This window comes from Amorphoplanes friuliensis DSM 7358 (assembly GCF_000494755.1).
In the GTDB taxonomy this organism is placed as follows: Bacteria; Actinomycetota; Actinomycetes; order Mycobacteriales; family Micromonosporaceae; genus Actinoplanes; species Actinoplanes friuliensis.
Window position 1 is genome coordinate 7,790,616 of record NC_022657.1, and the last position, 22,965, is coordinate 7,813,580.

Sequence of the window (22,965 nt, forward strand, 5' to 3'; positions counted from 1 at the left end):
TGCTGGTTCGCCCCGGTCGCCTGAAGTCTGCTGACGTCATCGCGACGGGGAGGGGACCGTCGCGGGGAAGGCGGCGGTGGCCACGTCGTCGGCCAGACTTTCGATCGACCCGTCGTCGATCGGGCTCACCGTCAGCCGGATGCCGGGTGGTGAGTCGACCCGGAACAGCGAACCCGGGGCCACCGCATAACCCGCGTCGCGCAGGGTCGTCACCATGCGGGTCTCGTCCTCCACGCGTACCCAGATGTTGATGCCTGTGGTGCCGTGAGCTTGCAGACCGCGCGCCGTGAGGGCGTCGCGCAGAGCGACGCGCCGATGGTCGTAGCTCTTGCCCGCGGCGGCGATCTCCTCCGTGACGTCCTCGTCGCGCCAGAGCCTCAGCAACAGACGCTGCAGCACTGTGGACACCCAGCCGGTGCCGATCCGCATCCGGCCGACGACGCGAGCGATCGTCGCCTCGTCGCCGGCCAGCAACGCGATGCGCAGATCAGGGCCGAAGGGCTTGGACGCCGAACGGACGAAGGCCCACGACCGTGTCGATCCGCCCAGGCTGTGCAACGGAACACCGGACAACTCGGCCGCGTGATCGTCCTCGATGAGGAGCACCTCCGGTTTGCCGGCCAGAACCGCGCGGAGCTCTGCGGCGCGTCCGGCGCTGATGGCGGCACCGGTCGGGTTTTGCGCGCGGGCGGTGACCACCGCCGCGCGCACATCTTTGGCCAGGGCCGAAGCCAGCTGGTCGGGAAGCGGACCCTCGTCGTCAACCGCGACGGGCACCGGGGTGAGGTCCAGGGCCGCAAGAAGATCGAGCAGGTTGGCCCAGCCGGGATCCTCCACCGCGACCTGATCACCGGCTCGGAGATGAGCCGTGAGCAGGCGTTCGATCGCATCGAGGGTGCCGCTCGTCACCGTGATCGCCGCATCGTCGACCGGCACGCCGTCCGCTGCCAGCCGGGGACGGGCCGCATCGATGAGCTCGGGCATCGCCCCGGCCGCGGCATAACCCAGCGGCGGACCGATCTCTTCGGAGACCGCCCGCAGATGCCATCCCAGGCCTGGCAACAGGCGAATGTCGGGGTCACCGGTAGAGAGGTCGAGAGCCCCCGGCGGCACCGGCAAGCGCAACGCCGAGCGTGGGCTGGCCACCGCCGGCCGGGTGCGGACGCGGGTGCCACTGCGCCCGAGGGACTCGATGATCCCGCGCTGGCGCAGCTCCTGATAGGCCTTCGACACAGTGGCCGGGCTGACATGCAGCTGGTAGGCCAGGATCCGGATCGGCGGCAGCGCCTCACCCCACATCCAGTCACCGCGGCGGACACCCGCCTCGATGCTGGCGGAAATCGAGGCGGCGGTGGACCCGGTTACCTGATACTGTTCTGGCACAAGAGAGATTATGTACTAGTACAGCTTTGTTGGCAAGGAGGGTTCCCGTGACCGACCTCTACCAGCCCACCGATCGGACCACGGCAACCCGCAACCGCGGCCGCATGCACTACGAGCGCGACGCGGCGCACGCCATTCTGGACGAGGCGTATGACTGTTCCGTCGCGTTCGTGATCGACGGGGAGCCGCGCGTGCTCCCCACGCTGCACGTCCGGGTCGACGACACTCTCTATCTGCACGCCTCGACCGGCGGACGGCTCGGCCTGACGGCGCGCAGCGACGGCGTTCGGGTTGCGGTGTCGGTGACTCTGCTCGACGGCATCGTCTATGCGCGATCGCAGTTCGACCACAGCGCCAACTACCGATCCCTGGTGGCGCACGGCCTCGCTCGTCCGGTGACCGCCGACCATGAGAAGCGCGCGGCAATGACAGCCCTGGTGGAAAGGGTGGGCGTCGGTCGTGCCGCCGACAGCCGGCCTCCGACGACGCGAGAGCTGGCGACGACCGTCGTGCTGGCACTGTCGCTCACCGAGGTGTCGGTGCGAGTTCGGGCGGGTGGGGTCGTCGACGACCCTGAGGACAAGACGCTGCCGCACTGGGCCGGCGTGCTGCCGATCCGCCGGGTCGCCGGGCCACCCGAAACAGACGCTGGAGTCACCGCTCCACCACCGGCCTACCTGCCCGGGTCGACGTCACCCTGGCACACCGCGGCACCGATGCGGGGGCGCCTCGTGGCACTCGAGCCGCTGGCGCCCGGGCACGCCGACGGCTTGCTGGCCGCCATCGGTGACGACGAGGTGTGGCAGTTCTTGCCCAGCCTTTGTCCACAGACGACGGAGGAGATGACCCAGCACATCGCCGTCGCCTCCCGGCAGCAATGGCAGGGCGAACGGGTCTCCTGGGCGCAATGCGATCCGGAGACGGGCGAGGTCATGGGGATGACCAGCTATCACGACATCGATCCGGTCACCCGGGCGGTCGGCATCGGCCACACCATCCTGGGCCGGCGATGGTGGCGCACCGGAGTCAACACGGAGGCGAAGCTGCTCCTGCTCGAGCGTGCGTTCGACGTGCTCGGCGCGGAGCGGGTCTTCTGGTACACCGACATTCGCAACGAACGCTCGCAGCGGGCGATCGCCAGGCTGGGCGCCACCCGCGACGGACTGATTCGGCGGCATCGGCTTCGACCGGACGGCACGTGGCGCGACACGGTGCTCTTTGCGATGACGGTGGACGAGTGGCCGGCGGCAGCCGAGCGACTGCGTGCCCGGCTGGCCCAGGGTTGAGGTGCGACCGGTCGTGACAGGTGGCGTTTCGCCGAGCCCGCCACGACCGGTGCGGGTGCACGATCAGGCAGTCGCAGGTTCGTCGACCGGCTTCGGGGCGGGTGCGTTCGACCCGGCCTCGGTGGTCACGGCGGGCTCAGTCGACGACGTGACGCGGCGGCGCCAGATGGCGTCCAGCGACCACGGGCCGGCGCCCAGCACCGCGATGGTCAGGAACGCCCAGGCGTACAGGGCGGGGGTGACGCCACCGTTCTGGGTCGGCATCAAGGCGTTGGGCTGATGAACCACGAAGTACGCGTAGGCCATCGAGCCCGAGGCGAGCACTGCGGCTGCGCGGGTGAAGAGGCCGAGCATCACCAGGATGCCGCACACGAGCTGGATCAGGCCCGCCCACCAACCCGGCCAGATGCCCGCTTCCAAAGCCTTGCCCGAGCCCGCGTTTCCGCCGAACAGACCGAGAACCGTTCCGGCCCCGTGCAGGCTGAACAGCAGTCCGACGACGATGCGGAAGAGGGACCAGACCGGCCCGGCGAACCTGTGCGTCTCCATGTCTCGCTCCTTGAGTGAGGCAACGTGAGTGAGGCGATACGTAGACGCACGTTAATATGTTGAAAGTGCAACCTTCAAGAGTTGGATCAGGATTAATCCGCTCGAAGCACCGCCACCGACACGTCATCGACATTTCGGATTAGTTAATCGCGCTGGTCACGTGGCGTGTCGGTCACGGCACCCAGGGCGGTGCTGAAGACCACATATTTTTGCCTCCGGGACGACTGCCGCGGGGATCGCAACAGAGCCAAGGATGGAGCCGTGCTGGGAATCACCGACTTCTGGACCTACGTGCTGGGCACCGCGGCGATCGTGCTCCTGCCCGGACCGAACTCGATCTTCGTCCTGACCGTCGGGGCGCAGCGCGGGGTACGCACCGGCTACCAGGCCGCCGCCGGTGTGTTCGTCGGCGACACCGTGCTGATGGTTCTCGCCGCCGCCGGAGTGGCGTCGCTGCTGCGGACCTACCCACCGGTCTTCATGGTGATCAAGTACGCGGGCGCTGCTTATCTCGCCTGGCTCGGCGTCGGCATCATCCGCGGCGCCTGGCGCAAATGGCGTGGGCGGGGCGAACCGACGACGGTAGCCGCGACGACCGTCCCGGCCGGAACGCAGCGGCCGTTCCGGCGTGCGCTCGTCGTGAGCCTGCTCAACCCGAAAGCCATCCTCTTCGTGGTCTCCTTCTTCATTCAGTTCGTCCAACCCGGGTACGCCCACCCGGCCTTGTCGTTCCTGATCCTCGGCGCAGTGCTGCAAGTCTTCAGCGCGCTCTACCTGACTGCCCTGATCTTCGGTGGACAGTTCCTCGCCGGCCAGTTCCGCCGCCGGCGCCGCCTGTCCGCCGGAGTCGCCACCGGTGTCGGCGCGGTATTCGTCGGCTTCGGCATAAAACTCGCCACCGCCAGCGTCACCTGACCGACCACTTCAAACCTCGCAGTATCAAGCGGCCTGACCGATCCGGGAAAGTTGGTCAAGCAGACTGTCTGCCCACACCGGCCTATCTGGACATAGCCAAGAACCGATTGGCCGAACTGGCGGGCTCCGCCCGAGAATGGCCGTCAACGCGGTGATCCAGCAGGCCTCCAGATCGACGCGCTCGCTGGCGACAAGCAAGCGGGGGCGAGCAAAGCAGGCCGAGCCGACCGGGCTGGGCCAGGCCGAGCGGGCCGGCCCAGGCCAGGCCGAGTTGGGCTGCACGAGCCCGCCGGGCCGAGCTGAGCTGGGCAGGTCGGGCTGAGCGGGTCGGGCCAAGCGGCCCCCGGGGCCGGGTTGGCCGAGCGGACCGGGTCGGGTAAAGCTGAGCGGGCGAGCCTGGGCTGAGCCGAGCGAGCTGAGCCGAGCTGAGCTGAGTAGGCCGGGCGGAGCCGAGCAAGCCTGGCTGAGCTGGGCGAGCCAAGGCGCGCGGCGACGGACCGGGCTTTAGCCGGGCCGAGCGGAATTCATATGACCAGCCGAGCTGCGTGCGCCCTCCGTAATTGCAACGTTGGGACGTTAGAGCGCTGATGAGCGGCTTCAACCGATCCTGGTTGCGGCGGTGGGTTTGGGGAGCACGGAGTTGGCAGGGTGCGGGTGGCTGGTAATGAGCCGCTAGGCGATTGGCCGCCCGGGCCCGGTCTCGGCGGGAGCGACGATCAGCGCCATGCAACCAGGCACGACATGCCCTGGACCTTGAACTTGAACTGGCTTCGGCGAAAACAACCCCCTCTCACGGGGAGAGAGCTTCGTGGACCCAGCCTTCCACTTTCGACACCCAGTCGGTGGTTTCGGATTCGGTGTGTTCTGCGCGGTGGCGCGCGTAGGTGTCGCTGCCGGCGGACAGCAGGCCGCCGCGCTTGTCGAATTCGAGGATTATTTCGGTGCCGGTGGGGTCGGCTACGAAGGTTACTTCGACTTCGTCGATGGTTTTGGTGAGTTCGGGTGGGGCTGCGAATTCGATTTCTTGGTAGAAGGGGTGTTCTTGGCGGACGCCGTAGATGCCGCCGTTTTCGAGGTGGGCGTGGCGGAGGCGGAAGCCCAGGTGGTCGAAGGCGGACAGGATTTTTTCCTGGACCGGGAGGGGGTGGATGGCTACCTCGTCGAGGTCGCCTTTGTCGACGGCTTTGGCGACCGACAGTTCGGTGCGGACGCCCATCGTCATGCCGGACAAGGGTTTGCCGGCCAGGTGGGTGATCGGGGTTTCCCAGGGGACGGACATCTGGAACGGGATGTCTTCGCGGGCGCCGGCGGGCAGGGTGAAGTGGCCGGCTACGGAGACGCGGTGGAATTCGATGAGGGCGTCGCCGTCTTCGGCTTCGACGCGGGTGACGAGGCTCAGGACGATGTTGTCGATGACGACGTCGTATTCGCCGCCGGCGATGCGGACTTCGCCGGTGAGGGTGCCGCCGGGGTGGGTGGCGGGGTTGGGAAGGATCGTGTCGACGGTGGGGCCGCCCACCCCGAAGGCGCGCAGGACTCTCGCGAAGACCACTTCTGGTTCACCTTTCAGCGCATGCGCCGGCCGACCGGCACGGGGTCAGTCTCGTCGTCGAATTCGCCGATGACCTGTTCGAGGAGATCTTCCAGGGCGACGAAGCCGACGCGCTGATTGTTGCGGGTGACCATTGCCAGTTGTGCGCGGGCTGCGCGCATCTGGGTCACGGCGTCCGTCACCGTCACCGATGCGGTGAGGACGAACGGTGGGTCCATGAGGTCCGCGGCTGTTGCGTCGCGGCCTGCGGTCGTGACGCGGACGGCGTCGCGGACGTGGACGACGCCGAGGACGTCGCCGGTCTCCGAGACCACGGCCAGGCGGGAGCGGCCGCTCTGCAGGGACGCCGCCTCGATGTCGAGGGCGGGTGAGGCGGGGGTGACCGTGACCAGTTGGTCGTCGGGGATCAGGACGTCCGCGACCTTGGTCTCCTGGAGCTTGAGCATGCTGGTCAGCAGCTCGGTCTGCTCGGCGCCGATCAGGCCCTCGGCCCGGGAACGTTCCAGCAGGATGTTCATCTCCTGGGGACCGTGTGCCTGGGCCAACTGGTCCTGGGGGTGGACGCCGAACGGTTTCAGGGCGACGTTCGCCAGGGCGTTCAGGGCGACCAGGGCCGGGCGGACCATGCGGACAAAAGCGCGGAACGGCAGGGCCAGCAGGGTGGCCGAGCGCTCGGGGTCGGTGATGGCCCACGACTTGGGCATCATCTCGCCGATGACCAGGTGCAGGAACGTCACGACGATCAGGGCCAGCAGGAACGCGATGATGCCGCTCGGGACGTCGGGGAGGCCGATGCTGTGCAGGAGCGGGTGCACCAGGTGCTCGATGGCGGGCTCGGCGAGAGCGCCCAGGCCGAGTGAGCACAGGGTGATGCCGAGCTGGGCGCCGGCGAGCATCAGGGACAGCTCGCGGCTGCCGTCGAGGGCGGCGCGGGCGGCGCGGCTGCCCTCGGCGGCGGCGTGTTCGAGGCGGTAACGCTTGCTGGCGACCAGGGCGAACTCGGCGGCGACGAAGAAGCCGTTGCCGGCCAGCAGCAGGAGGGAGCAGATGACGGCCCAGGTTGTGCTCATCGGGAACCCTCCTCGAGAGCCGAGCCGGCGGCGACGGGCATCGTGAGGCGTACGGAATCAGGCACGTGCCGATCCACCGACAGCACCTCCAGCACGGCCCCCGACGGCAGCGAGACCGAGTCGCCGACCTGGGGCACCCGGCCGAGCTCGGACATCACCAGCCCGGAGACGGTGTCGTACTCGGGGTGTTCCGGCAGGTCAGCACCGGTCGCATCGGTGACCTCGTCGATGCGCCAGCGGGCGGGGACGATCCACGAACCGTCCTCCTGGCGCGCCGGGGACGGCTCGGGCAGGTCGTCCTCGTCGCTGATCGGGCCGACGAGTTCCTCGGCGATGTCCTCGAGGGTGATGATGCCGGCGAAGCCGCCGTACTCGTCGACGACGCAGGCGAGCTGGCGGTGGTCGCCGCGCAGCCTGTCCAGCACGGCGGGCAGGCGCAGCGAGGCCGGTACGAAGAGGGCCGGGGCCATCAGCGTCTCGACCTGGACGTCGTGACGGTCGGCGGGCGGGACGGGCAGCACGTCCGCGATGCCGACAACACCGACGATCTCGTCGACGCCGTTGCCCGCGCGGACCGGGAAGCGGGACCGGCCGGTGTCCAGGAGCTCGATGACCTGGGAGGCGGGGTCGGTCGCCTGGATCACGACCACGTCCACCCGCGGGATCATCACCTCGGAGGCCGTCCGGCGGCGGAAGTCGAGCCCCCGGTCGAGCAGCAGCGACAGCTCCGGGCCGAGATGACCCTCGGCCCGGGACTCGGCGATGATCTGCTCGAGGTCCTCCTCGGTCGCGCCCTCGGGGAGCTCCTCGATCGGCTCGATGCCGATGCGGCGCAGCAGACCCCCAGCCGCCTTGTCGAAAAGCTTGATGATGGGCCCGAAGACGGTGAGGTACATCAGGGTCGAGCGGCTCAGCGCCTTTGCCAGCGTCTCGGAGCGGGCGATCGCGAAGTTCTTGGGCGCCAGCTCGCCGAGGACCATCTGGACGACGGTCGCGATCAGCAGCGCCAGCACGATCGAGATCGGCATGCTGACACCGGACGGGAGGCCCGTCAGACCGAGCAGATCGGCCAGTCCCTCACCGAGGAACGGCTCCGCTACGTAACCGACGATCAGCGCGGTGACGGTGATGCCGAGCTGCGCGCCCGACAGGACGAACGAGAGACGCTCGGTGACTTCGAGGGCTCGTTGCGCCGCCTTGTCGCCGCCCTCGGCCTCCTGCCGGAGGCGGCTGCGGTCGACCGCGACATAGCCGAATTCCTGGGCGACGAAGTAACCGGTCACCGCCGTGACCAGGATTACCAGCAGCAAACCGACCAGAATCAACATGGCGGGTCCAGGAGACGAAAAAGCCGGGCCGGGCCCGGCTGAATACTGCCGATCATCGGAGAAAGATATCAGCGTTCACTGGACTCGCGCTGTGACCGGCCCGACCCGGGGGTACGGCCGGAGCCGTACCCCCGCCCGGCGGATGATCAGCTCTGAGTGATCAGAACGTTGTCCACGGCCGCCTCGACCAGACTGGCCGTGCCGGTGTCCGCGGCCTCCACCTGGAGACGGACCGACTGCCCCGCGTACGCGGAGAGGTTGACGGTCGCGGTCTGCCAGGCCGCGGCCCGGTTGCTGGCCGCGCCGGCCTGGGTGAAGACCGTGGTGGTGGTCGTGCCGGAGATCACTCGGACCCGGAAGTAGTCGCCGCTGGTCGCGTTGTTGAGGTGCGACAGGTACCAGGAGAACGACAGGTTCAGGGTGCCGCTGGGCAGCGTGATCGCGGGTGACCGCACGGTGGTGGTGCCGGCGTCGACGTCGTTGGCACCGGCGCTCGCCCCGGCGGTGGCCCCGGTGACGAGGTCGTAGCTGCCGCTGACCGTGGTGCCGAGCTGGGTCGCGACGCCGGAACTGGTCGCGGCCGGGTCGCCGCGCTCGAAGCGGCCGGACGTGGCGGTGTCGGTCGCCCCGGCGTTGACGGTCCAGCCGGTCGCGGTCTCGAACGTGTCCGAGTACACGGTCTCACCGGTCGGCGGCGGCTCCGTGGTGCCGTCGGCGAGGGTCCAGACCGAGTACGCGATGGCATCGGAGTTCCGGTCCAGCGCCGTGTCGTTGATGTTCGAGATCGTGTCGCAGGCGGCGTGATAGCAGGGGTCGAACGCGCCGGTCGTACCGCCCCAGAGGCTGACCTGGGCGGACGTCTTGCGGCCCTCGGCACCGGTGAAGATGCCACCGGCGGGGATGCCCGCGGCGATGAACGGGCCGTAGTCGCTGCGCCCGTCGAAGTCGGTGCCGCGGGTCGGCACGCTGATCGAGGAGAAGTACGCCTCCAGCGTGTCCTCGATCTCGGCGGAGCCCGCGGGGCCGGGGCCCGAGCCGGTGCCGTCGGAGTTGTCGCCGTCGTAGAGGAAGTACCCCGGGTTGGGCGACCCGACCATGTCGAAGTTGAGGTAGCCGCCGATGTTCGCCTTCTGCGCCGAGGTGAGCGAGTTCACGTACGCGGTCGAACCACGCAGGCCGAGCTCCTCGGCACCCCACCAGCCGAACCGCAGGTGCCGCTGCGGCTGGAAGTTGGACCGGGCGACCTGCAGGGCGACCTCGAGGTTGGCGGCCGAGCCGGAACCGTTGTCGTTGATGCCCGGACCGGTGGTGACGCTGTCCAGGTGCGCGCCGATCATCAGGGTGTCCGTGGTGTCGCCACCCGGCCAGTCCGCGATCAGGTTGTACCCGGTGGCACCGCCGTAGGTGAACGACTGCTGCTGCGTGGTGAAGCCGGCCGCGTCGAGCAGGCCCTTCACGTAGGTGACGGAGGCGAGATAGCCGGGCCGTCCGTGTGCGCGGTTGCCGCCGTTCGCCGTGGCGATCGACTGGAGCTGCGACAGGTGGGCCTTCACGTTCGCGACCGGGATGTTGGGCGGGGCCAGTGCGACGGTCGGGGCGGCCTGGGCCGGGACGGCAAACAGGGCGGCGACCAGGGTCGTCGCACCTATGAAGGGAACTGCTCTCACGGGGGTCCTCCGCGGTGCTCGGGGGGAGCCGTCGCCGAGGGTGTGGCGACAGCCACGCCGAGCATTGCAGAGAGAACCGTCTATGGACTCATATCGCTTGAGCCATATCTCAGTTGTCGGTGTAGAAGGTGCTCTGGATCATGCCCCATTTTTCGAAATTGCCCGGCCAGTCCAGCTCGCGGGTCATCAGACCGATCGCGTACGCCTTGCCGTCGTTCGCCGCCCGCCAGCGGGTCATCGCGTGCATCTGCTCGCCGGCGCGGCCGTCGTACGTGTACTCCCAGTCGGCCGCCCGGGCCAGGCCGGGCACCCGGTCGATCCGCAACTGGTCGTACCCCTGCAGCTCACCGGCGGCACGCAGCCGGCTGACCTCCTTGCGGCAGGCCTGCACCGGGTCGCCCTGAGGGCTGCGGGCCGGGTCGATGCTGAGGATCCGGATGTTGCTCGGGTCACGGAAACAGATCGTGGTGCCGATGGTCTCGTAGGTCCAGCCGTCCGGAACAGCGATGTGGAAACCGGACGGATCGGCGTAATAGGACCAGCCCTCGAAGAGCGCCCATCCGCCGCGGAGCTTCTCCGCGCCGGGCACCGGTGTGAGCGGAAGGCCCGGGCGGGCAGGGCTCTCGCAGTTGACCGGGCTGAACCCGCCCATGCTGCCGCCGCTTCCCGAGGACGTCACGACGCCCGGTGTGGGACCCAGGGCAACTCCGGGCTGTGCCTGCGCCTTGTCCTGGTCACCGCGCAACGCCAGACCGGCGGCGACACCACCACCGGCCAGCAGGATCAACGCGACAAAACCGGCGACAATCAGGCGGCGGCGCGAGCGCTTCCTCCTCGGCGGCGCCGACACCAGGGGCGCGCTCGGATGCGTCTCCTTCGGCTCCTCGGTGGGCGGCGCGGGCGGATAGACCACACCCGGCAGGGCCGCGGCCAGCGCCGCTCCCATCCCACCCCCGCCGGCCTCGGCCTTGGCCTCGACCGGCTCGTCCTCCGGCGCCCTGCGCTGAGACGGTACGACCGCACGGGCCTTGGGCAGCACCAGCCCCGCCTCCGCCACGACCGTGCGCAGCTGCTCCTCGACCTGGTCAGCCGTCAGTCGTTCGGTGGGCTGCCGGCGCAACAGCCCCATCAGCACAGGCGCGAGCGGACCGGCCTTCACGGGCTGGTCCGGCTCGTCCGTGGCCAGCGCCATCAGCGTCGCCATGGCGCTGTCCCGCGCGAACGGCGAACGGCCCTCGACCGCGGCGTACAGGGTGGCGCCGAAGGACCACAGGTCGGACTCCACCGTGGACGCACCGTCGCGGGCGCGCTCGGGTGAGACGTACTGCGGGGAGCCGACCACCAGGCCGGGACCGGTCACCGAGCCGTCGTCGACAAATGTGGCCAGACCGAAGTCGGTGAGCACCACCCGGCCGTCATGACCGATAAGTACGTTGTGGGGCTTGACGTCACGGTGCAGCACACCCGCCCGGTGCGCGGCGGTGATCGCCTCCAGCACGTCGAGGCCGATCCGGGCCGCGGCACCCGGCTCGAACGGGCCGTCCTCACCGATGACCTGGTGCAACGAGCGCGAGGGCACGTACTCCATGACGATCCACGGAAGGTCCTCGGCGTGCACGACGTCGTAGATGCGGACCACGTGCGGATGGTTGAGACGGGCGGCGCTGCGGGCCTCGCGCAGGGTGCGCGTGCGCAGCCGGGCCTTCTCCTCGTCGGTCATCCACTCCGGCGGGACGAACTCCTTGACCGCGACGTCACGGTCGAGCATCTCGTCACGGGAGAGCCAGACCCGGCCCATGCCTCCGGAGCCGACCGGCTCGAGGAGACGATACCGACCGGCGATGAGCATGCGCCTGACCGCCATCAGCCTCCACCCGTCGCTTTCCTGACCAGGATAGTCATCGCCGGCGGACCGGGGGAACGCCGATCACCCGGCCACCGCGTAGACCACGAGGTTGTCCTTGTACGACCGCAGGCTCTGATCAAAAACCCCGCCGCACGTGATCAGTCGCAGCTGGCGGTCGGGAGTGGGGCCGTAGACCTTGCCGGTGGGGAACGCTTTTTTCGGGTACCAGGCCGTCGAGGTCACCGTGAACGTCACCGTCCGGGCGCCCCGGGTCACCTCGATCTTGTCGCCGGCCTCGATCTCGCGGAGGCGGTAGAAGACGGCGGGCCCCTGCTTCGAATCGACGTGACCAGCCAGAACGGCCGGTCCGATGTCGCCGGGTGCGGTGCCGTCCGCGTACCAGCCGGCCTGGTTGTTGGTCTTGGGCGGTTGCAACTCGCCGTCGGTACCGAGGTGCAGGGTCTCCAGGCTCGTATCGACACCGATCGCTTTGACCTGGAGCCGGGTCGGTGGGCCGCCGAGCTCCGGTGCAGCCGTGTGGAACGGGTTGGGCAGACCTTCCATGTCCTCCGACGGCTGGACGGCGGCCGGGCTCGCGGACCCGCTCCAGCGACCGAGATCACCCGAACCCCGCGGCTCGCGGACCATCAGATAACCCGTGGCCACCACGAACGCCACCAGCAGTGACACCACGATCGGCAGAGCGGCACGTAGCGCCTTGCGGCGCGTTCCGGTCTCGGGCTCGGGGACATCGTCGGGCACGGCTGCCGGATCCTTCTCAGCCGTGCCCTCAGAGGCATAAACCGTCATTTGGTACGCCGTCAGGAGACGCGGGGGCGGCGCCTGATCGCGACGAGCACCCCACCGGTCAGCACGGCGGCGAGACCCGCGAGGCCCAGCGCCATCGGCAGCTGGGAGTGCGGCTGGCTGCCACCCACACCGGTGGCCACGCCGCCCTGCGGCACGGTGCCCTGACGTGCGGCATCGATGTGCAGCTCCGGCTTGAGACCGCCGTTCTTGTCGTCGAGAACCAGCAGCGAGTAGACGTTCCCGGCACCGAGCGTGCACGGCAGGTCACTGGTCTGACCGCCGCCGCTCGGCTTCACCCGGACGGTCCACTTGCCCGGGTTGACCTCGCGGTACGTCGTGGTCGTCGCGAACTGGACGCCGTCGGCGATCGACTTGCCGTTCGCGCCGCCGACGTCGAGCACGGGCGCCTTCACCGACGCCTGGATGATGCGGATCTTGGAGTCGCCGGCATCGGGCAGCTTGAGGTCGTCCTTGAGGACACGCAGCCCGAGATCGGCATAACGACCGACACCCGCAACCGTGTACGCCGCACCCTTGTCGACCGTGACCTGAGTGGTCAGCACGGGCGGAGTGCTCGCGGCGGCACCGGTCTTGCGCATCGCCACCGAGTAGGTCCCGGTGGGTAGACGGAGATAGTCGGACAGAGCGCCATAGGCGACGCCGTCAAACTTCTGGTCCTTCATGGCGCCCGAGTCGGACTTCAGGTAAACGTCGACGGCGGGCGTATCCGGCGAAAGGTGTGCGAGACGGACGTAGCCGTCACCGGCCGCCTGAGCCGGTGTCGCGGAGAGGACGACGGTGGCGAGTGCAGCCACGGCTGCCGCAGCGCTACCGAGGCGCCGTACGGGGGAAACGCGATCGGACACGGTGCCTCCTGTTCGTGGGGCCTCTACGGCATCGTCGGTGGCGGCCATCGATGCGTACTCTGTGCGTTCATCAATGTGCCGCACGTCACCAGACCGCACCATGGTCCTTCCGGTCAAGCGAAAGCGCTGGGTGAGTGCCCATCCTGTGCTCCAACGTCTGATTGATGCCCATCCAGATGGTGGGTCTTACCGGTGGTTCGGAGCCATCACTCGGATGGATGTTTCCGAAGGCCACGAGTTTCTGTCGGACCCCGGGGGCACCATGGACTCGTGTCAGACGTGCTGGAGCAGTTCGGCCTCGCCACCCGGGAGTGGTTCAAGGCCGCGTTCGCCGCGCCCACCGCCGCCCAGGCCGGTGCGTGGCGATCCATCGGTGCCGGGCGCAACGCGCTCGTCGTGGCGCCGACCGGTTCCGGCAAGACGCTCGCGGCGTTCCTCTGGTCGCTCGACCGGCTGGCCCACGAGCCCGTGCCCGAGGACGCCAAGCAGAGGTGCCGTGTCCTTTACATCAGCCCCCTCAAGGCGCTGGCCGTCGACGTCGAGCGCAACCTGCGGGCGCCGCTGACCGGCATCCGGCAGGCGTCCGGACGGCTCGGCCTGCCGCCGCCGGACATCACCGTGGGCATGCGGACCGGCGACACCCCGGCGGACGAGCGCCGGGCGTTCGCACGGACACCCCCGGACATCCTCATCACCACACCCGAGTCACTGTTCCTCTTGCTCACCTCGGCAGCGCGGGAATCGTTGCGTGGTGTCGAGACGGTGATCATCGACGAGGTGCACGCCGTCGCGGCCACCAAGCGCGGCGCCCACCTGGCGCTCTCGCTCGAACGCCTCGACGCCCTGCTCGGCCGGCCGGCGCAGCGTGTCGGGCTCTCCGCGACCGTGCGGCCGATCGACGAGACCGCGCGGTTCCTCGGCGGGGCGGGCGACGTCGAGATCGTGCAGCCGCGCAGCTCCAAGACGATCGAGGTCTCGGTCCAGGTCCCGGTCGAGGACATGACCCGCCTCGACGAGACGCCCGAGGTCGACCCGGACGAGCCACCGAGCCCCGGCGGCCGGCAGCACACGCCGTCGATCTGGCCCGCGGTCGAGGAGCGTGTGCTCGACCTGATCCGGCAGCACCGCTCGACCATCGTCTTCACCAACTCGCGGCGGGGCGCGGAGCGGCTCTGCGCCCGGATCAACGAGCTGGCCGCCGAGACGGCCGAGGCGCAGCAGCAGCCCGACCGCGTCCCGGCCGCCATGATGGCCCAGTCACCCATAGCAACCGGAGCGTCACCGGTAGTCGCTCGCGCGCACCACGGCAGTGTGTCGCGCGAGGAGCGCAAGCAGATCGAGGAGGCGCTCAAGTCCGGGCAGCTGCCCGCGGTGGTCGCCACCTCCAGCCTCGAGCTCGGCATCGACATGGGCGCGGTCGACCTCGTCGTGCAGATCGAGGCACCGCCGTCGGTGTCGGCCGGGCTCCAGCGCATCGGCCGCGCCGGCCACCAGGTCGGTGCGGTCTCCCGGGGCGTCGTCTTCCCGAAACACCGCGGCGACCTCGTCTCCTGCGCGGTCGTCGCCGAGCGGATGAGCGAGGGAGCGATCGAGGAGCTGCGTTACCCCCGCAACCCTCTCGACGTGCTCGCCCAGCAGATCGTGGCCATGGTCGCGCTCGACGCCTGGCAGCTCGACGAGCTGGCCGTGCTCGTGCGCCGCGCCGCCCCCTACGCCGAGCTGCCCGACTCGGCCCTGCACGCCGTGCTCGACATGCTCTCGGGGCGCTATCCGTCGACCGCCTTCGCCGAGCTGCGGCCCCGGCTGGTCTGGGACAGGACGACCGACGAGCTGACCGGCAGGCCCGGCGCCCAGCGTCTCGCCGTCACCAGCGGTGGCACGATCCCCGACCGCGGCATGTTCGGCGTCTTCCTCGCCGGCTCCGAGCGCGCCTCCCGCGTGGGTGAGCTCGACGAGGAAATGGTCTACGAGTCCCGGGTCGGCGACGTCTTCCTGCTGGGCTCGACGTCCTGGCGGATCGAGGACATCACCCCCGACCGGGTGCTGGTCTCCCCCGCGCCGGGCGCACCGGCCAAGATGCCGTTCTGGAAGGGCGACGCCCTGGGCCGCCCGGTCGAGCTGGGCCGCGCGATCGGCGCCCGCCTGCGCACCCTGACCCGGGCCGGTGACGAGACGGCGATCGAGTCGCTGCGCGCCTCCGGGCTGGACGAGTGGGCCGCCGACAACCTGGTGGCCTACCTGCGCGAGCAGCGGGAGTCGACCCGCAATCTCCCCGACGACCGCACCATCGTGGTCGAACGCTTCCGCGACGAGCTCGGCGATTGGCGCATGACCGTGCACTGCGTCCTCGGCGCCCGGGTCAACGCACCCTGGGCCCTGGCGATCGCCCGCCGGCTCTCCGAGCGGTACGGCGTCGACGGTCAGGTCATGCCCTCCGACGACGGCATCGTCGTGCGGCTTCCGGACACCGCCGAGGAGCCGCCGGGGGCCGAGCTGGTCGCGTTCGACCCCGAGGAGATCTCCCAGATCGTCGAGGAGTCGGTGGGCACCTCGGCGCTGTTCGCGTCCCGCTTCCGCGAGTGCGCGGCCCGGTCCCTGCTCCTGCCCCGCCGCGACCCGCGCCGGCGGCAGCCGCTCTGGCAGCAGCGGCAGCGGTCCGCGCAGCTGCTCGACGTGGCCCGCGAATTCGCCGACTTCCCGGTGACCCTCGAAGCCGCCCGCGAGTGCCTGCAGGACGTCTTCGACGTGCCCGGCCTCGTCGGCCTGATGCGCGAGATCGCCGGTCGCAAGGTGCGCCTGATCGAGGCCGAGACACCACGTCCGTCACCGTTCGCGCGGTCGCTGCTCTTCGGGTACGTCGGTGCGTTCCTCTACGAGGGTGACGCGCCGCTGGCCGAGCGCCGGGCGGCCGCGCTGGCCCTGGACTCGACCCTGCTGGGCGAGCTGCTCGGCCGCGTCGACCTGCGCGAGCTGCTCGACCCCACGGTGGTCACCGAGACCGAGAGCCAGCTGCAGTGGCTGACCACCACCCGCAGCCCGCGCGACGCCGAGGACGTGGCCGAGCTGCTGCGACTGCTCGGCGACCTGTCCCCCGCCGAGCTCACCGCCCGCGGCGTCGACCTCGCCTGGCTGGAATCCCTGACCCGGCGCGCACTGCAGGTCCGGATCGCCGGCGAGGAACGCTGGATCGGCGTCGAGGACGCCGGCCGCTACCGCGACGCGCTCGGTGTCGCCCTGCCCGTCGGTGTCGCCGAGGCCTATCTGGAGCCGGTCACCGACCCGCTCGGTGACCTCGTCGCCCGGTACGCCCGCACCCACGGCCCGTTCGCCGCGGCGACCTGCGCGGCCCGCTTCGGGCTCGGGGTGTTTGTCGTCGAACAGGCCCTCAAGCGGCTCAGCGCGACCGGCCGGGTGGTGTCCGGCGAGTTCTCCCCCGGCGGCGCCGGCACCGAGTGGTGCGACGCCGAAGTGCTGCGCATGCTGCGGCGCCGCTCGCTGGCCGCGCTGCGCCGCGAGATCGAGCCGGTGGCCCCGCGCGTGCTGGCGGCGTTCCTGCCCCGGTGGCATCAGATCGGCGGCAACGCCCGCGGGGTCGACGCCGTCGCCGCGTCGATCGAGCAGCTGCAGGGCATCGCGGTGCCGGCGTCGGCCTGGGAACGCCTGGTCCTGCCCGCGCGGATCGCCGACTTCACACCACCGCAGCTCGACGAGCTCTGCGCGAGCGGCGAGGTGCTGTGGGCCGGTTCCGGCTCCATCCCCGGCGGCGACGGCTGGGTCACCTTGGCTTACGCCGACAGCGCCCCGCTGCTGCTCCCGCCGCCCGACGACGAGGTGGCCCTGACGCCGCTGCACCAGTCGGTGCTCGATGCGCTGAGCGACGGGCAGGCACTGTTCTTCCGCAACCTGTCCGACAAGGTCGGCTCGACCGACGACCCCGGGCTCGCCGCGGCGATCTGGGACCTGGTCTGGGCCGGGCAGCTCACCAACGACACGTTCGCCCCGCTGCGTGCGCTCCTCGGCCACAGCGGCGCCCATCGGGCAAAGGCCGCCCCGGCCCGCACCCGGTACCGCCGCCCCGGACGCCCGCAGATGCCCAGCCGCACCGGCCCACCCGCGATGGCCGGTCGCTGGTCCCGGCTCCCGGAACGCGATCTCGACCCGACCCGCCGCGCAGCCGCCCTGGCCGACCTCCTGCTCGAACGCCACGGCGTCGTGACCCGCGGCGCGGTGATGGCCGAGGGCGTGACCGGCGGATTTGCCGCGGTCTACCCGGTGCTCGGCGCACTCGAAGAACGCGGCGCCGCCCGCCGCGGCTACTTCGTGGAAGGCCTCGGAGCGGCCCAGTTTGCGGTCCCGGGCGCGGTGGACCGCCTCCGGGCGCTGGCCGAACCCGCCGAGCTGGCCAAACGCACCGGGGCGACAGCGGTCGTGCTGGCAGCGACCGACCCGGCCAATCCCTACGGCGCGGCCCTGCCGTGGCCAGACCGTGTGGTCGACAGCGGCAACGGCGAAACAGCCCCGGCAACAGGCCACCGCGCCGGCCGCAAAGCCGGCGCCCTGGTCGTCATGGTCGGCGGCGACGTTGTCCTCTACGTCGAACGCGGCGGGCGCACGCTGCTGTCCTTCGTGGACGACCCCGAGGCGCTGATTGCGGCCGGGCAGGCATTGGCGGGATCGGTGCGATCGGGGGCGCTCGGCCCGATGTCGGTCGAACGGGCCGACGGCGAATCGGTGCACTCCTCGCCGCTGCGCGACGCGCTGACCTCGGCCGGATTCCGGGCCACACCCCGAGGCCTCCGCCTGCGCGGCTGAACCGCCGCCTGGGGCGAGCGCGGCAGCCGCCCGTCCCGCCCAGGGACGATCGCGGGCCGTCGGACTTGCCGGAAGCGAGTGGCGCGATAGTGATGGGCCGCGGGTGTGGGCGGTCGGCGGGGTCCTAGGATCCGCCGATGGGGTCTCGGACGAACGTTGCTATCCGGCAGGGTGGCAGCTGGCAGCACTGCGGGTCGAACGGCATGGGTTACAGCCTCGATGCCTGGCTGGCGCTCGGGCCCGATCCCGCCCTCGCCGTCCTCCGGTCCTTCCCGGTGTGGGAGCCGGACGAGTGGCAACTGGAGTCCTCGTGCGAGGCGGGAGCGCTCCTCGATCTCGACACCCGCGAGCTGCTGTTCTACCTCGATCTGGACTACGAGCGCCGGGCCGCGCTGCTGGACGGGTACGGGGCGACCTGGCCCGGGTGGCAGATTCGCTGGGCCTACAACGGGATCTCCGATGTGACCGACGCGCTGGGCCTGCCTTCGACGGTGCTGGAACATGAACCCTGGGACAGCACCGACCTGTACCGCTGGGGCCGGGCGGCCGCCGACGAGGAGCCGATCGTGCGCTATCTGGTCACGGTTGGCGAGGTTGCGTACGCGTTGGATCCTTACGCCGGGCAGCCGTGGCAGGTCGGGCCGGCGTTGCTCGAGCAGCTGACGGACGGGCATCGGGTGACGGGCTGGCCGGAGGTGCCGCGGGGTGGTCTGCATCTGGACCCGGGCAGCCGGACCGCCGGGATCTGGTGCATCGAGCCTGTTCTCGGGGTGGCCGAGCGTTTTGCCGGGCGGTGGCCCGGCTGGACCCTGCAGTGGTGGGAGGACCGGTACGACGAGCAGGAACGCCGGGCCGGTGGCACCTTTGTTCCCCCCGAGCTCGGCGCCGGACGGTTCGAGCTGGCGGAGCGGGTGCAGGACCACTGGGTCTACGCCACCGCGGAGATGAGCGGGCACTGGCCCGAGTTCAGGAACGACTACGGCACGCGGGACGCCGGGCTGACCGTCGACGAGCTTCAGCGGGGCTGTGACCTGCTGAGCGGGCCGGAGGGTGACCGGGTGGACGTCGGTGCTGAGGCGGCGAAGCTCAGGCGGTGGCGGTAGGACGGCGCAGGACGAAGATCCAGTCGAGGCCGTCCTCGCCCTGGTCGTCGAGGTCTTCAGCCCGGATCAGGCCGGCTCGCAGGGCGACACGCTGGGACGCGACGTTGTCGGGGCGGACCCGGGCGACGACCGTCCACTCCGGCAGGTGTTCGGTGGCCCACGCCACCACCGCACCGGCCGCTTCCGTGGCTACGCCGGCTCCCCAGGCCTGAGGGTCCAGGCGGTAGAAGAGGTTGAGGACCTCGACCTCGCGGAAGCGAACCACCTTCACGCCCGCGAAGCCGAGGGTTCTGCCCGACTCGCGGTCCCGGACCACCCAGTACCCGAAGCCGTGGCGGCGCCAGTGTTCGTCCCAGCGGCCGAAGAGGACTTCGGCGTCCGCCTCGGTGGCCAGCAGGTCCGACGGGTTGTGCAGGCAGGCCTGCCGGTCACTGTGGATCGCGAAGATCGTTTTCAGGTCGGTGGGACCGGGCCGGCGCAAAGCCAGTCGTGCGGTGACAATCTCCACGCAACAGACTTTACGAGACGACCCGGGACAGGGCGGCGGGTGGTCAGCCCAGCTGGGGTGCCACCGCCGTCGCGACCAGCTCCAGGTGGTTGAGGTCGCTCAGGTCCAGCTGCTGGAGGTACATGCGGGTGGCGCCCGCTTCGGCGTACCGGCCCAGGATCTCGACGGCCTGGTCGGGGGTGCCGACGATGCCGCCGTTGCCGCGCATCTCCTCGACGTCCCGGCCGATCGCGTCGGCGCGGCGCTTGACCTCGGCGTCGTCGCGGCCGACACAGAGCACCGCCGCCGCGGAGAGCGCCGGGGGCTGTTCGCGGCCGATCGCGGTGCTCGCTGCGCGTACCCGGTCGAACATGGCCGGGATGTCCTCGAGCTTGGCGAACGGGGCGTTGAACTCGTCCGCGAAGCGGGCGGCCAGGGCCGGGGTGCGCTTCTTGCCGGCACCGCCGACGATGATCGGCGGGCGCGGGGACTGCGTGGGCTTGGGCAGCGCCGGAGAGTTGATCACCTGGTAGTGCTTGCCCGCGAAGTCGTACGCCTGACCGGCCGGCGTGGTCCACAGACCCTCGATGATCTGCAGCTGCTCCTCGAGGCGGTCGAAACGCTCGCCGAGCGGCGGGAACGGGATCCCGTAGGCCTCGTGTTCGCGTTCGAACCAGCCGCCGCCCAGGCCCAGCTCGACCCGGCCGTTGCTCATCGCGTCGACCTGGGCCACGGAGATGGCCAGCGGCCCCGGGAGGCGGAAGGTCGCCGAGGTGACCAGCGTGCCGAGGCGGATCGTCGACGTCTGCACGGCCAGTGCCGCGAGGGTCAGCCAGGCGTCGGTGGGACCGGGCAGGCCGTCCCCGCCCATCGCGACGTAGTGGTCGGAGCGGAAGAAGCCGTCGTAGCCGGTTTCCTCGGCGAGCTGGGCCACCCGCCGCAGGTCGTCGTAGCTGGCACCCTGCTGGGGTTCGGTGAAGATGACAAGACGCATGATCCAACCCTGCCAGACGGACGGCGACGCGCCCGGGCACCTGCCGGACACAGAGTGTGCCGGGGCAGTAACGTGAACCACCATGGGCGGCTATGGATGGATCAGCCTCACCACCGACTACGGCACGTTCGACGGTTTTGCCGCCGCGTGTCACGGTGCGATCGCGCGCATTGCTCCCGATGTGCGAGTCATCGACATCACACACCATGTGCCGCCCGCCGACGTGGCGCGGGGCGCGGCGGTGCTCGCGCAGACCGCGCCGCACCTGCCGGCGGCCGTGCACGTCGGGGTGGTCGACCCGGGTGTCGGCTCGGACCGCCGTGGCATCGCGATCGGCACGCCCGGTGGTGTGCTCATCGGGCCCGACAACGGCCTGCTGGTCTGGGCCGCCGAAGCGCTCGGCGGCATCGACACGGTGGTCGAGCTGACCAACAAGGACTGGCTGCTCGGTGACGTCTCGCGGACCTTCCACGGCCGCGACGTCTTCTCACCGGCGGCGGCCCGGATCGCCCTCGGTGCACCCCTGAGCGAGGCCGGACCAGCCGTCGACCCGGCGACCGTGGTGCGGCTCCCCGACCCGGTCGTGGCGGTCGGCGACGGCTGGATCGAGGCCGAGGTCATCACCGTCGACCGGTTCGGCAACGTCCAGCTCGCCGCCGGTGGCGCGATGCTCTCCGGCCTCGGCCCCGAGCTGGTGGTCGGCGGGGTCAAGGCCCGACGCGCCCAGACCTTCGCGGATGCCCAGCCCGGCGAGCTCATCGTGTACGAGGACTCGGCGCGCCGTGTCGCCATCGCGGTCAACGGCGGACGTGCCGTGGTTGTCCTCTCGGTCCGTCCCGGAGACATCGTCCGCCTGGCCGAACGCTGATCGAGCGGTCAGACGCGGTGGTGGACCCACACGTTCGGCTCGACGTAGACGGCGTGGTTCTGGGTGACGTCGCAGTGCACCGCGCCCAGGGCGTAGGGCACCGTCACGTCACCTGACTTGTCGAAGGGCAGGCCGGTCCACTCACGCCACTGGGCGAGGGTGCCCATCATCACCATGCTCGAGTGGGCCACGTTGACGATGCGGGCACCCGCGCGGACGTGGACCCGGAGCCACGGGTCGACCGGGAGGCCGTCGGGGCGCTGCTCGTACGCGTACCGGTCGATGGGCTGACCGTGGGCGCCGGTCGGCCGGACGGGCGCGACCAGGTCCTGGAAACCGCGGGCGGCGACGTTGGCGCGCATCGCCGCGAGCATGCGACCGGAGAGGCCCTGACCGCGCAGGTCCGGCCGCACCGTGATCTCCAGGGCGGAGACGAAGGTCGGTGCGACGCCGCGCATCCGGTCGTGGGCAGCCCGCCGGACGGCCCAGTCCCAGCCGTCCTCCGGCAGGCCGTCGTCGATGGCGCCCGAGAAGCTCACCGGCACCGAGTGCGCCTTGGCGACGGCCCGTCCCGTCTCCTTGTCCACGGCCAGCAGCTGATATTCGGGGTACTGCGTGGTCTCGTAGCCGTAGAAGAAGGCGCCGTTGTTGTCCTTGGTCATGAACGCCGGCCAGAAACCGTCCAGCTCGGACCAGAGGCCGGTCCGGTCGGGGCGTTCCGCGGCGGTGGCGATGTCGAGCTCCATCGCCTGACGATAGGCCTCAACCGCGACGAATTTTGTCCCGGGATCTGGCGTAGACGCCCGCGCCGAACAGCCGCCACAGCAGACGCGCCGGGGCCGGGAGCTGGGCCAGGAACATCGCGCGTTCCTTCGGGTTCGCCTCCTCGAGGATCGCGCCGACAAAGACCAGGGCCAGCTTGTTCTTCGGGATCGCCTCGCGGCCACGCTCGTTGAGGGCCTGCCATTCGGCCGGGGTGACGTGCTCGGAGACCAGCGGCAGGAGTTCGCGTTCCTCGTCGCCGAGGTGCTCGTCGAGGGCCACCGACGCCTGGGCGAGCACGTCGGCGAGCTGGTCACGGACGTCCGCCGCGGCCTCGGCCCGCCACCGCGCGGTCAGGTCGTCGATGCTGCCGAGCAGGCCACCGAGCCGTTCGTGCTGGGCCTCCATGCGGTGCACGAGGTCCGCGCGCAAGCCGACACGGTCCAGCATGACCGGCCACAGCAGCTCGTCCTCGGCCTCGTGGTGGTGGTGCAGGGCGCCCGCGACGTTGGCCAGGTGCGAGCCGATGACCTCCGCGCGGGTGGTGTCGCCGGGCGGGGCGGCGCGGATCAGAGCGGGCAAGATGCGGAACTCGCGGCGGAAGACCCGGTGCACCAGCACCATCTCCCAGGTGTCGACGCGAGCGGCCGAGGAAATTGTCATGCCG

Annotated in this window: 18 protein-coding genes; 5 read left to right on the forward strand and 13 right to left on the reverse strand. The window is 70.4% G+C overall.

All coding sequences use genetic code 11. The features are described 5' to 3' along the window. Positions 1–36 precede the first annotated feature (36 nt). Complete coding sequence (locus AFR_RS35865; protein WP_023561729.1) at positions 37–1,383, reverse strand: aminotransferase class I/II-fold pyridoxal phosphate-dependent enzyme; 1,347 nt, start codon at positions 1,381–1,383, stop codon at positions 37–39. 47 nt (positions 1,384–1,430) lie between these two features. Between AFR_RS35865 and AFR_RS35870 the strand changes: the two genes are divergently transcribed. Next, entirely contained in the window at positions 1,431–2,669 is a 1,239-nt protein-coding gene (locus AFR_RS35870; RefSeq protein ID WP_023561730.1) for a bifunctional pyridoxamine 5'-phosphate oxidase family protein/GNAT family N-acetyltransferase, read from the forward strand. Positions 2,670–2,732: 63 nt separating this feature from the next. On the opposite strand, the gene AFR_RS35875 is transcribed toward AFR_RS35870, so the two are convergent. Continuing rightward, a complete protein-coding gene (locus AFR_RS35875) occupies positions 2,733–3,218 on the reverse strand; it encodes a DoxX family protein (protein ID WP_023561731.1) in 486 nt (161 codons plus the stop codon). Between the two features lie 261 nt (positions 3,219–3,479). Here AFR_RS35875 and leuE point away from each other — a divergent pair, with 261 nt between their 5' ends. After that, positions 3,480–4,133, forward strand: a complete 654-nt coding sequence (gene leuE, locus AFR_RS35880) for a leucine efflux protein LeuE (RefSeq protein WP_023561732.1) — start codon at positions 3,480–3,482, stop codon at positions 4,131–4,133. Between the two features lie 790 nt (positions 4,134–4,923). Here leuE and AFR_RS35885 read toward each other — a convergent pair. The 7 genes from AFR_RS35885 to AFR_RS35915 form a co-directional block, all read right to left on the reverse strand. Next, positions 4,924–5,685, reverse strand: a complete 762-nt coding sequence (locus AFR_RS35885) for a sporulation protein (RefSeq protein WP_023561733.1) — start codon at positions 5,683–5,685, stop codon at positions 4,924–4,926. A 14-nt stretch (positions 5,686–5,699) separates the two neighbouring features. Then, complete coding sequence (locus AFR_RS35890) at positions 5,700–6,755, reverse strand: hemolysin family protein (RefSeq protein WP_023561734.1); 1,056 nt, start codon at positions 6,753–6,755, stop codon at positions 5,700–5,702. After that, entirely contained in the window at positions 6,752–8,083 is a 1,332-nt protein-coding gene (locus AFR_RS35895) for a hemolysin family protein (protein ID WP_023561735.1), read from the reverse strand. The genes AFR_RS35890 and AFR_RS35895 overlap by 4 nt, the downstream gene beginning before the upstream one ends. Before the next feature lie 146 nt (positions 8,084–8,229). Continuing rightward, on the reverse strand, positions 8,230–9,750 hold the full coding sequence (locus AFR_RS35900) for a M28 family metallopeptidase (protein WP_023561736.1): 1,521 nt from the start codon (positions 9,748–9,750) through the stop codon (positions 8,230–8,232). 109 nt (positions 9,751–9,859) lie between these two features. After that, entirely contained in the window at positions 9,860–11,614 is a 1,755-nt protein-coding gene (locus AFR_RS35905) for a serine/threonine-protein kinase (RefSeq protein ID WP_023561737.1), read from the reverse strand. Positions 11,615–11,677: 63 nt separating this feature from the next. Beyond that, positions 11,678–12,358 (reverse strand): class F sortase, encoded by a 681-nt coding sequence (locus AFR_RS35910; RefSeq protein WP_023561738.1) that lies wholly within the window; start codon positions 12,356–12,358, stop codon positions 11,678–11,680. 59 nt (positions 12,359–12,417) lie between these two features. Then, entirely contained in the window at positions 12,418–13,272 is an 855-nt protein-coding gene (locus AFR_RS35915; protein WP_041841394.1) for a DUF4397 domain-containing protein, read from the reverse strand. A 279-nt stretch (positions 13,273–13,551) separates the two neighbouring features. Here AFR_RS35915 and AFR_RS35920 point away from each other — a divergent pair, with 279 nt between their 5' ends. Together AFR_RS35920 and AFR_RS35925 are read left to right on the forward strand one after the other, a co-directional pair. Further along, a complete protein-coding gene (locus AFR_RS35920) occupies positions 13,552–18,084 on the forward strand; it encodes an ATP-dependent helicase (RefSeq protein WP_023561740.1) in 4,533 nt (1,510 codons plus the stop codon). Positions 18,085–18,221: 137 nt separating this feature from the next. Further along, positions 18,222–19,187: a hypothetical protein gene (locus AFR_RS35925; protein WP_148308182.1), complete on the forward strand. Its 966-nt coding sequence runs from the start codon at positions 18,222–18,224 to the stop codon at positions 19,185–19,187. Here the strand turns inward: AFR_RS35925 and AFR_RS35930 are convergent. Further along, positions 19,171–19,695: a GNAT family N-acetyltransferase gene (locus AFR_RS35930; RefSeq protein ID WP_023561742.1), complete on the reverse strand. Its 525-nt coding sequence runs from the start codon at positions 19,693–19,695 to the stop codon at positions 19,171–19,173. The genes AFR_RS35925 and AFR_RS35930 overlap by 17 nt on opposite strands. Before the next feature lie 43 nt (positions 19,696–19,738). Continuing rightward, entirely contained in the window at positions 19,739–20,668 is a 930-nt protein-coding gene (locus AFR_RS35935; RefSeq protein WP_023561743.1) for an LLM class F420-dependent oxidoreductase, read from the reverse strand. 82 nt (positions 20,669–20,750) lie between these two features. Here AFR_RS35935 and AFR_RS35940 point away from each other — a divergent pair, with 82 nt between their 5' ends. After that, on the forward strand, positions 20,751–21,536 hold the full coding sequence (locus AFR_RS35940; RefSeq protein WP_023561744.1) for an SAM hydrolase/SAM-dependent halogenase family protein: 786 nt from the start codon (positions 20,751–20,753) through the stop codon (positions 21,534–21,536). Positions 21,537–21,544: 8 nt separating this feature from the next. Here the strand turns inward: AFR_RS35940 and AFR_RS35945 are convergent, their stop codons facing one another. Next, complete coding sequence (locus AFR_RS35945; protein ID WP_023561745.1) at positions 21,545–22,282, reverse strand: hypothetical protein; 738 nt, start codon at positions 22,280–22,282, stop codon at positions 21,545–21,547. Positions 22,283–22,298: 16 nt separating this feature from the next. Next, complete coding sequence (locus tag AFR_RS35950) at positions 22,299–22,961, reverse strand: hemerythrin domain-containing protein (protein ID WP_041841395.1); 663 nt, start codon at positions 22,959–22,961, stop codon at positions 22,299–22,301. Positions 22,962–22,965 lie beyond the last annotated feature (4 nt).

Excerpts from the sequence above, each read along its gene's own strand:
- AFR_RS35890 (WP_023561734.1), bottom strand. The coding sequence starts at position 6,755 with ATGAGCACAACCTGGGCCGTCATCTGCTCCCTCCTGCTGCTGGCCGGC.
- AFR_RS35895 (WP_023561735.1), bottom strand. The coding sequence starts at position 8,083 with ATGTTGATTCTGGTCGGTTTGCTGCTGGTAATCCTGGTCACGGCGGTG.
- AFR_RS35950 (WP_041841395.1), bottom strand. The coding sequence starts at position 22,961 with ATGACAATTTCCTCGGCCGCTCGCGTCGACACCTGGGAGATGGTGCTG.
- AFR_RS35945 (WP_023561745.1), bottom strand. The coding sequence starts at position 22,282 with ATGGAGCTCGACATCGCCACCGCCGCGGAACGCCCCGACCGGACCGGC.
- AFR_RS35925 (WP_148308182.1), top strand. The coding sequence starts at position 18,222 with ATGGGGTCTCGGACGAACGTTGCTATCCGGCAGGGTGGCAGCTGGCAG.
- AFR_RS35875 (WP_023561731.1), bottom strand. The coding sequence starts at position 3,218 with ATGGAGACGCACAGGTTCGCCGGGCCGGTCTGGTCCCTCTTCCGCATC.
- AFR_RS35905 (WP_023561737.1), bottom strand. The coding sequence starts at position 11,614 with ATGGCGGTCAGGCGCATGCTCATCGCCGGTCGGTATCGTCTCCTCGAG.
- AFR_RS35935 (WP_023561743.1), bottom strand. The coding sequence starts at position 20,668 with ATGCGTCTTGTCATCTTCACCGAACCCCAGCAGGGTGCCAGCTACGAC.
- AFR_RS35940 (WP_023561744.1), top strand. The coding sequence starts at position 20,751 with ATGGGCGGCTATGGATGGATCAGCCTCACCACCGACTACGGCACGTTC.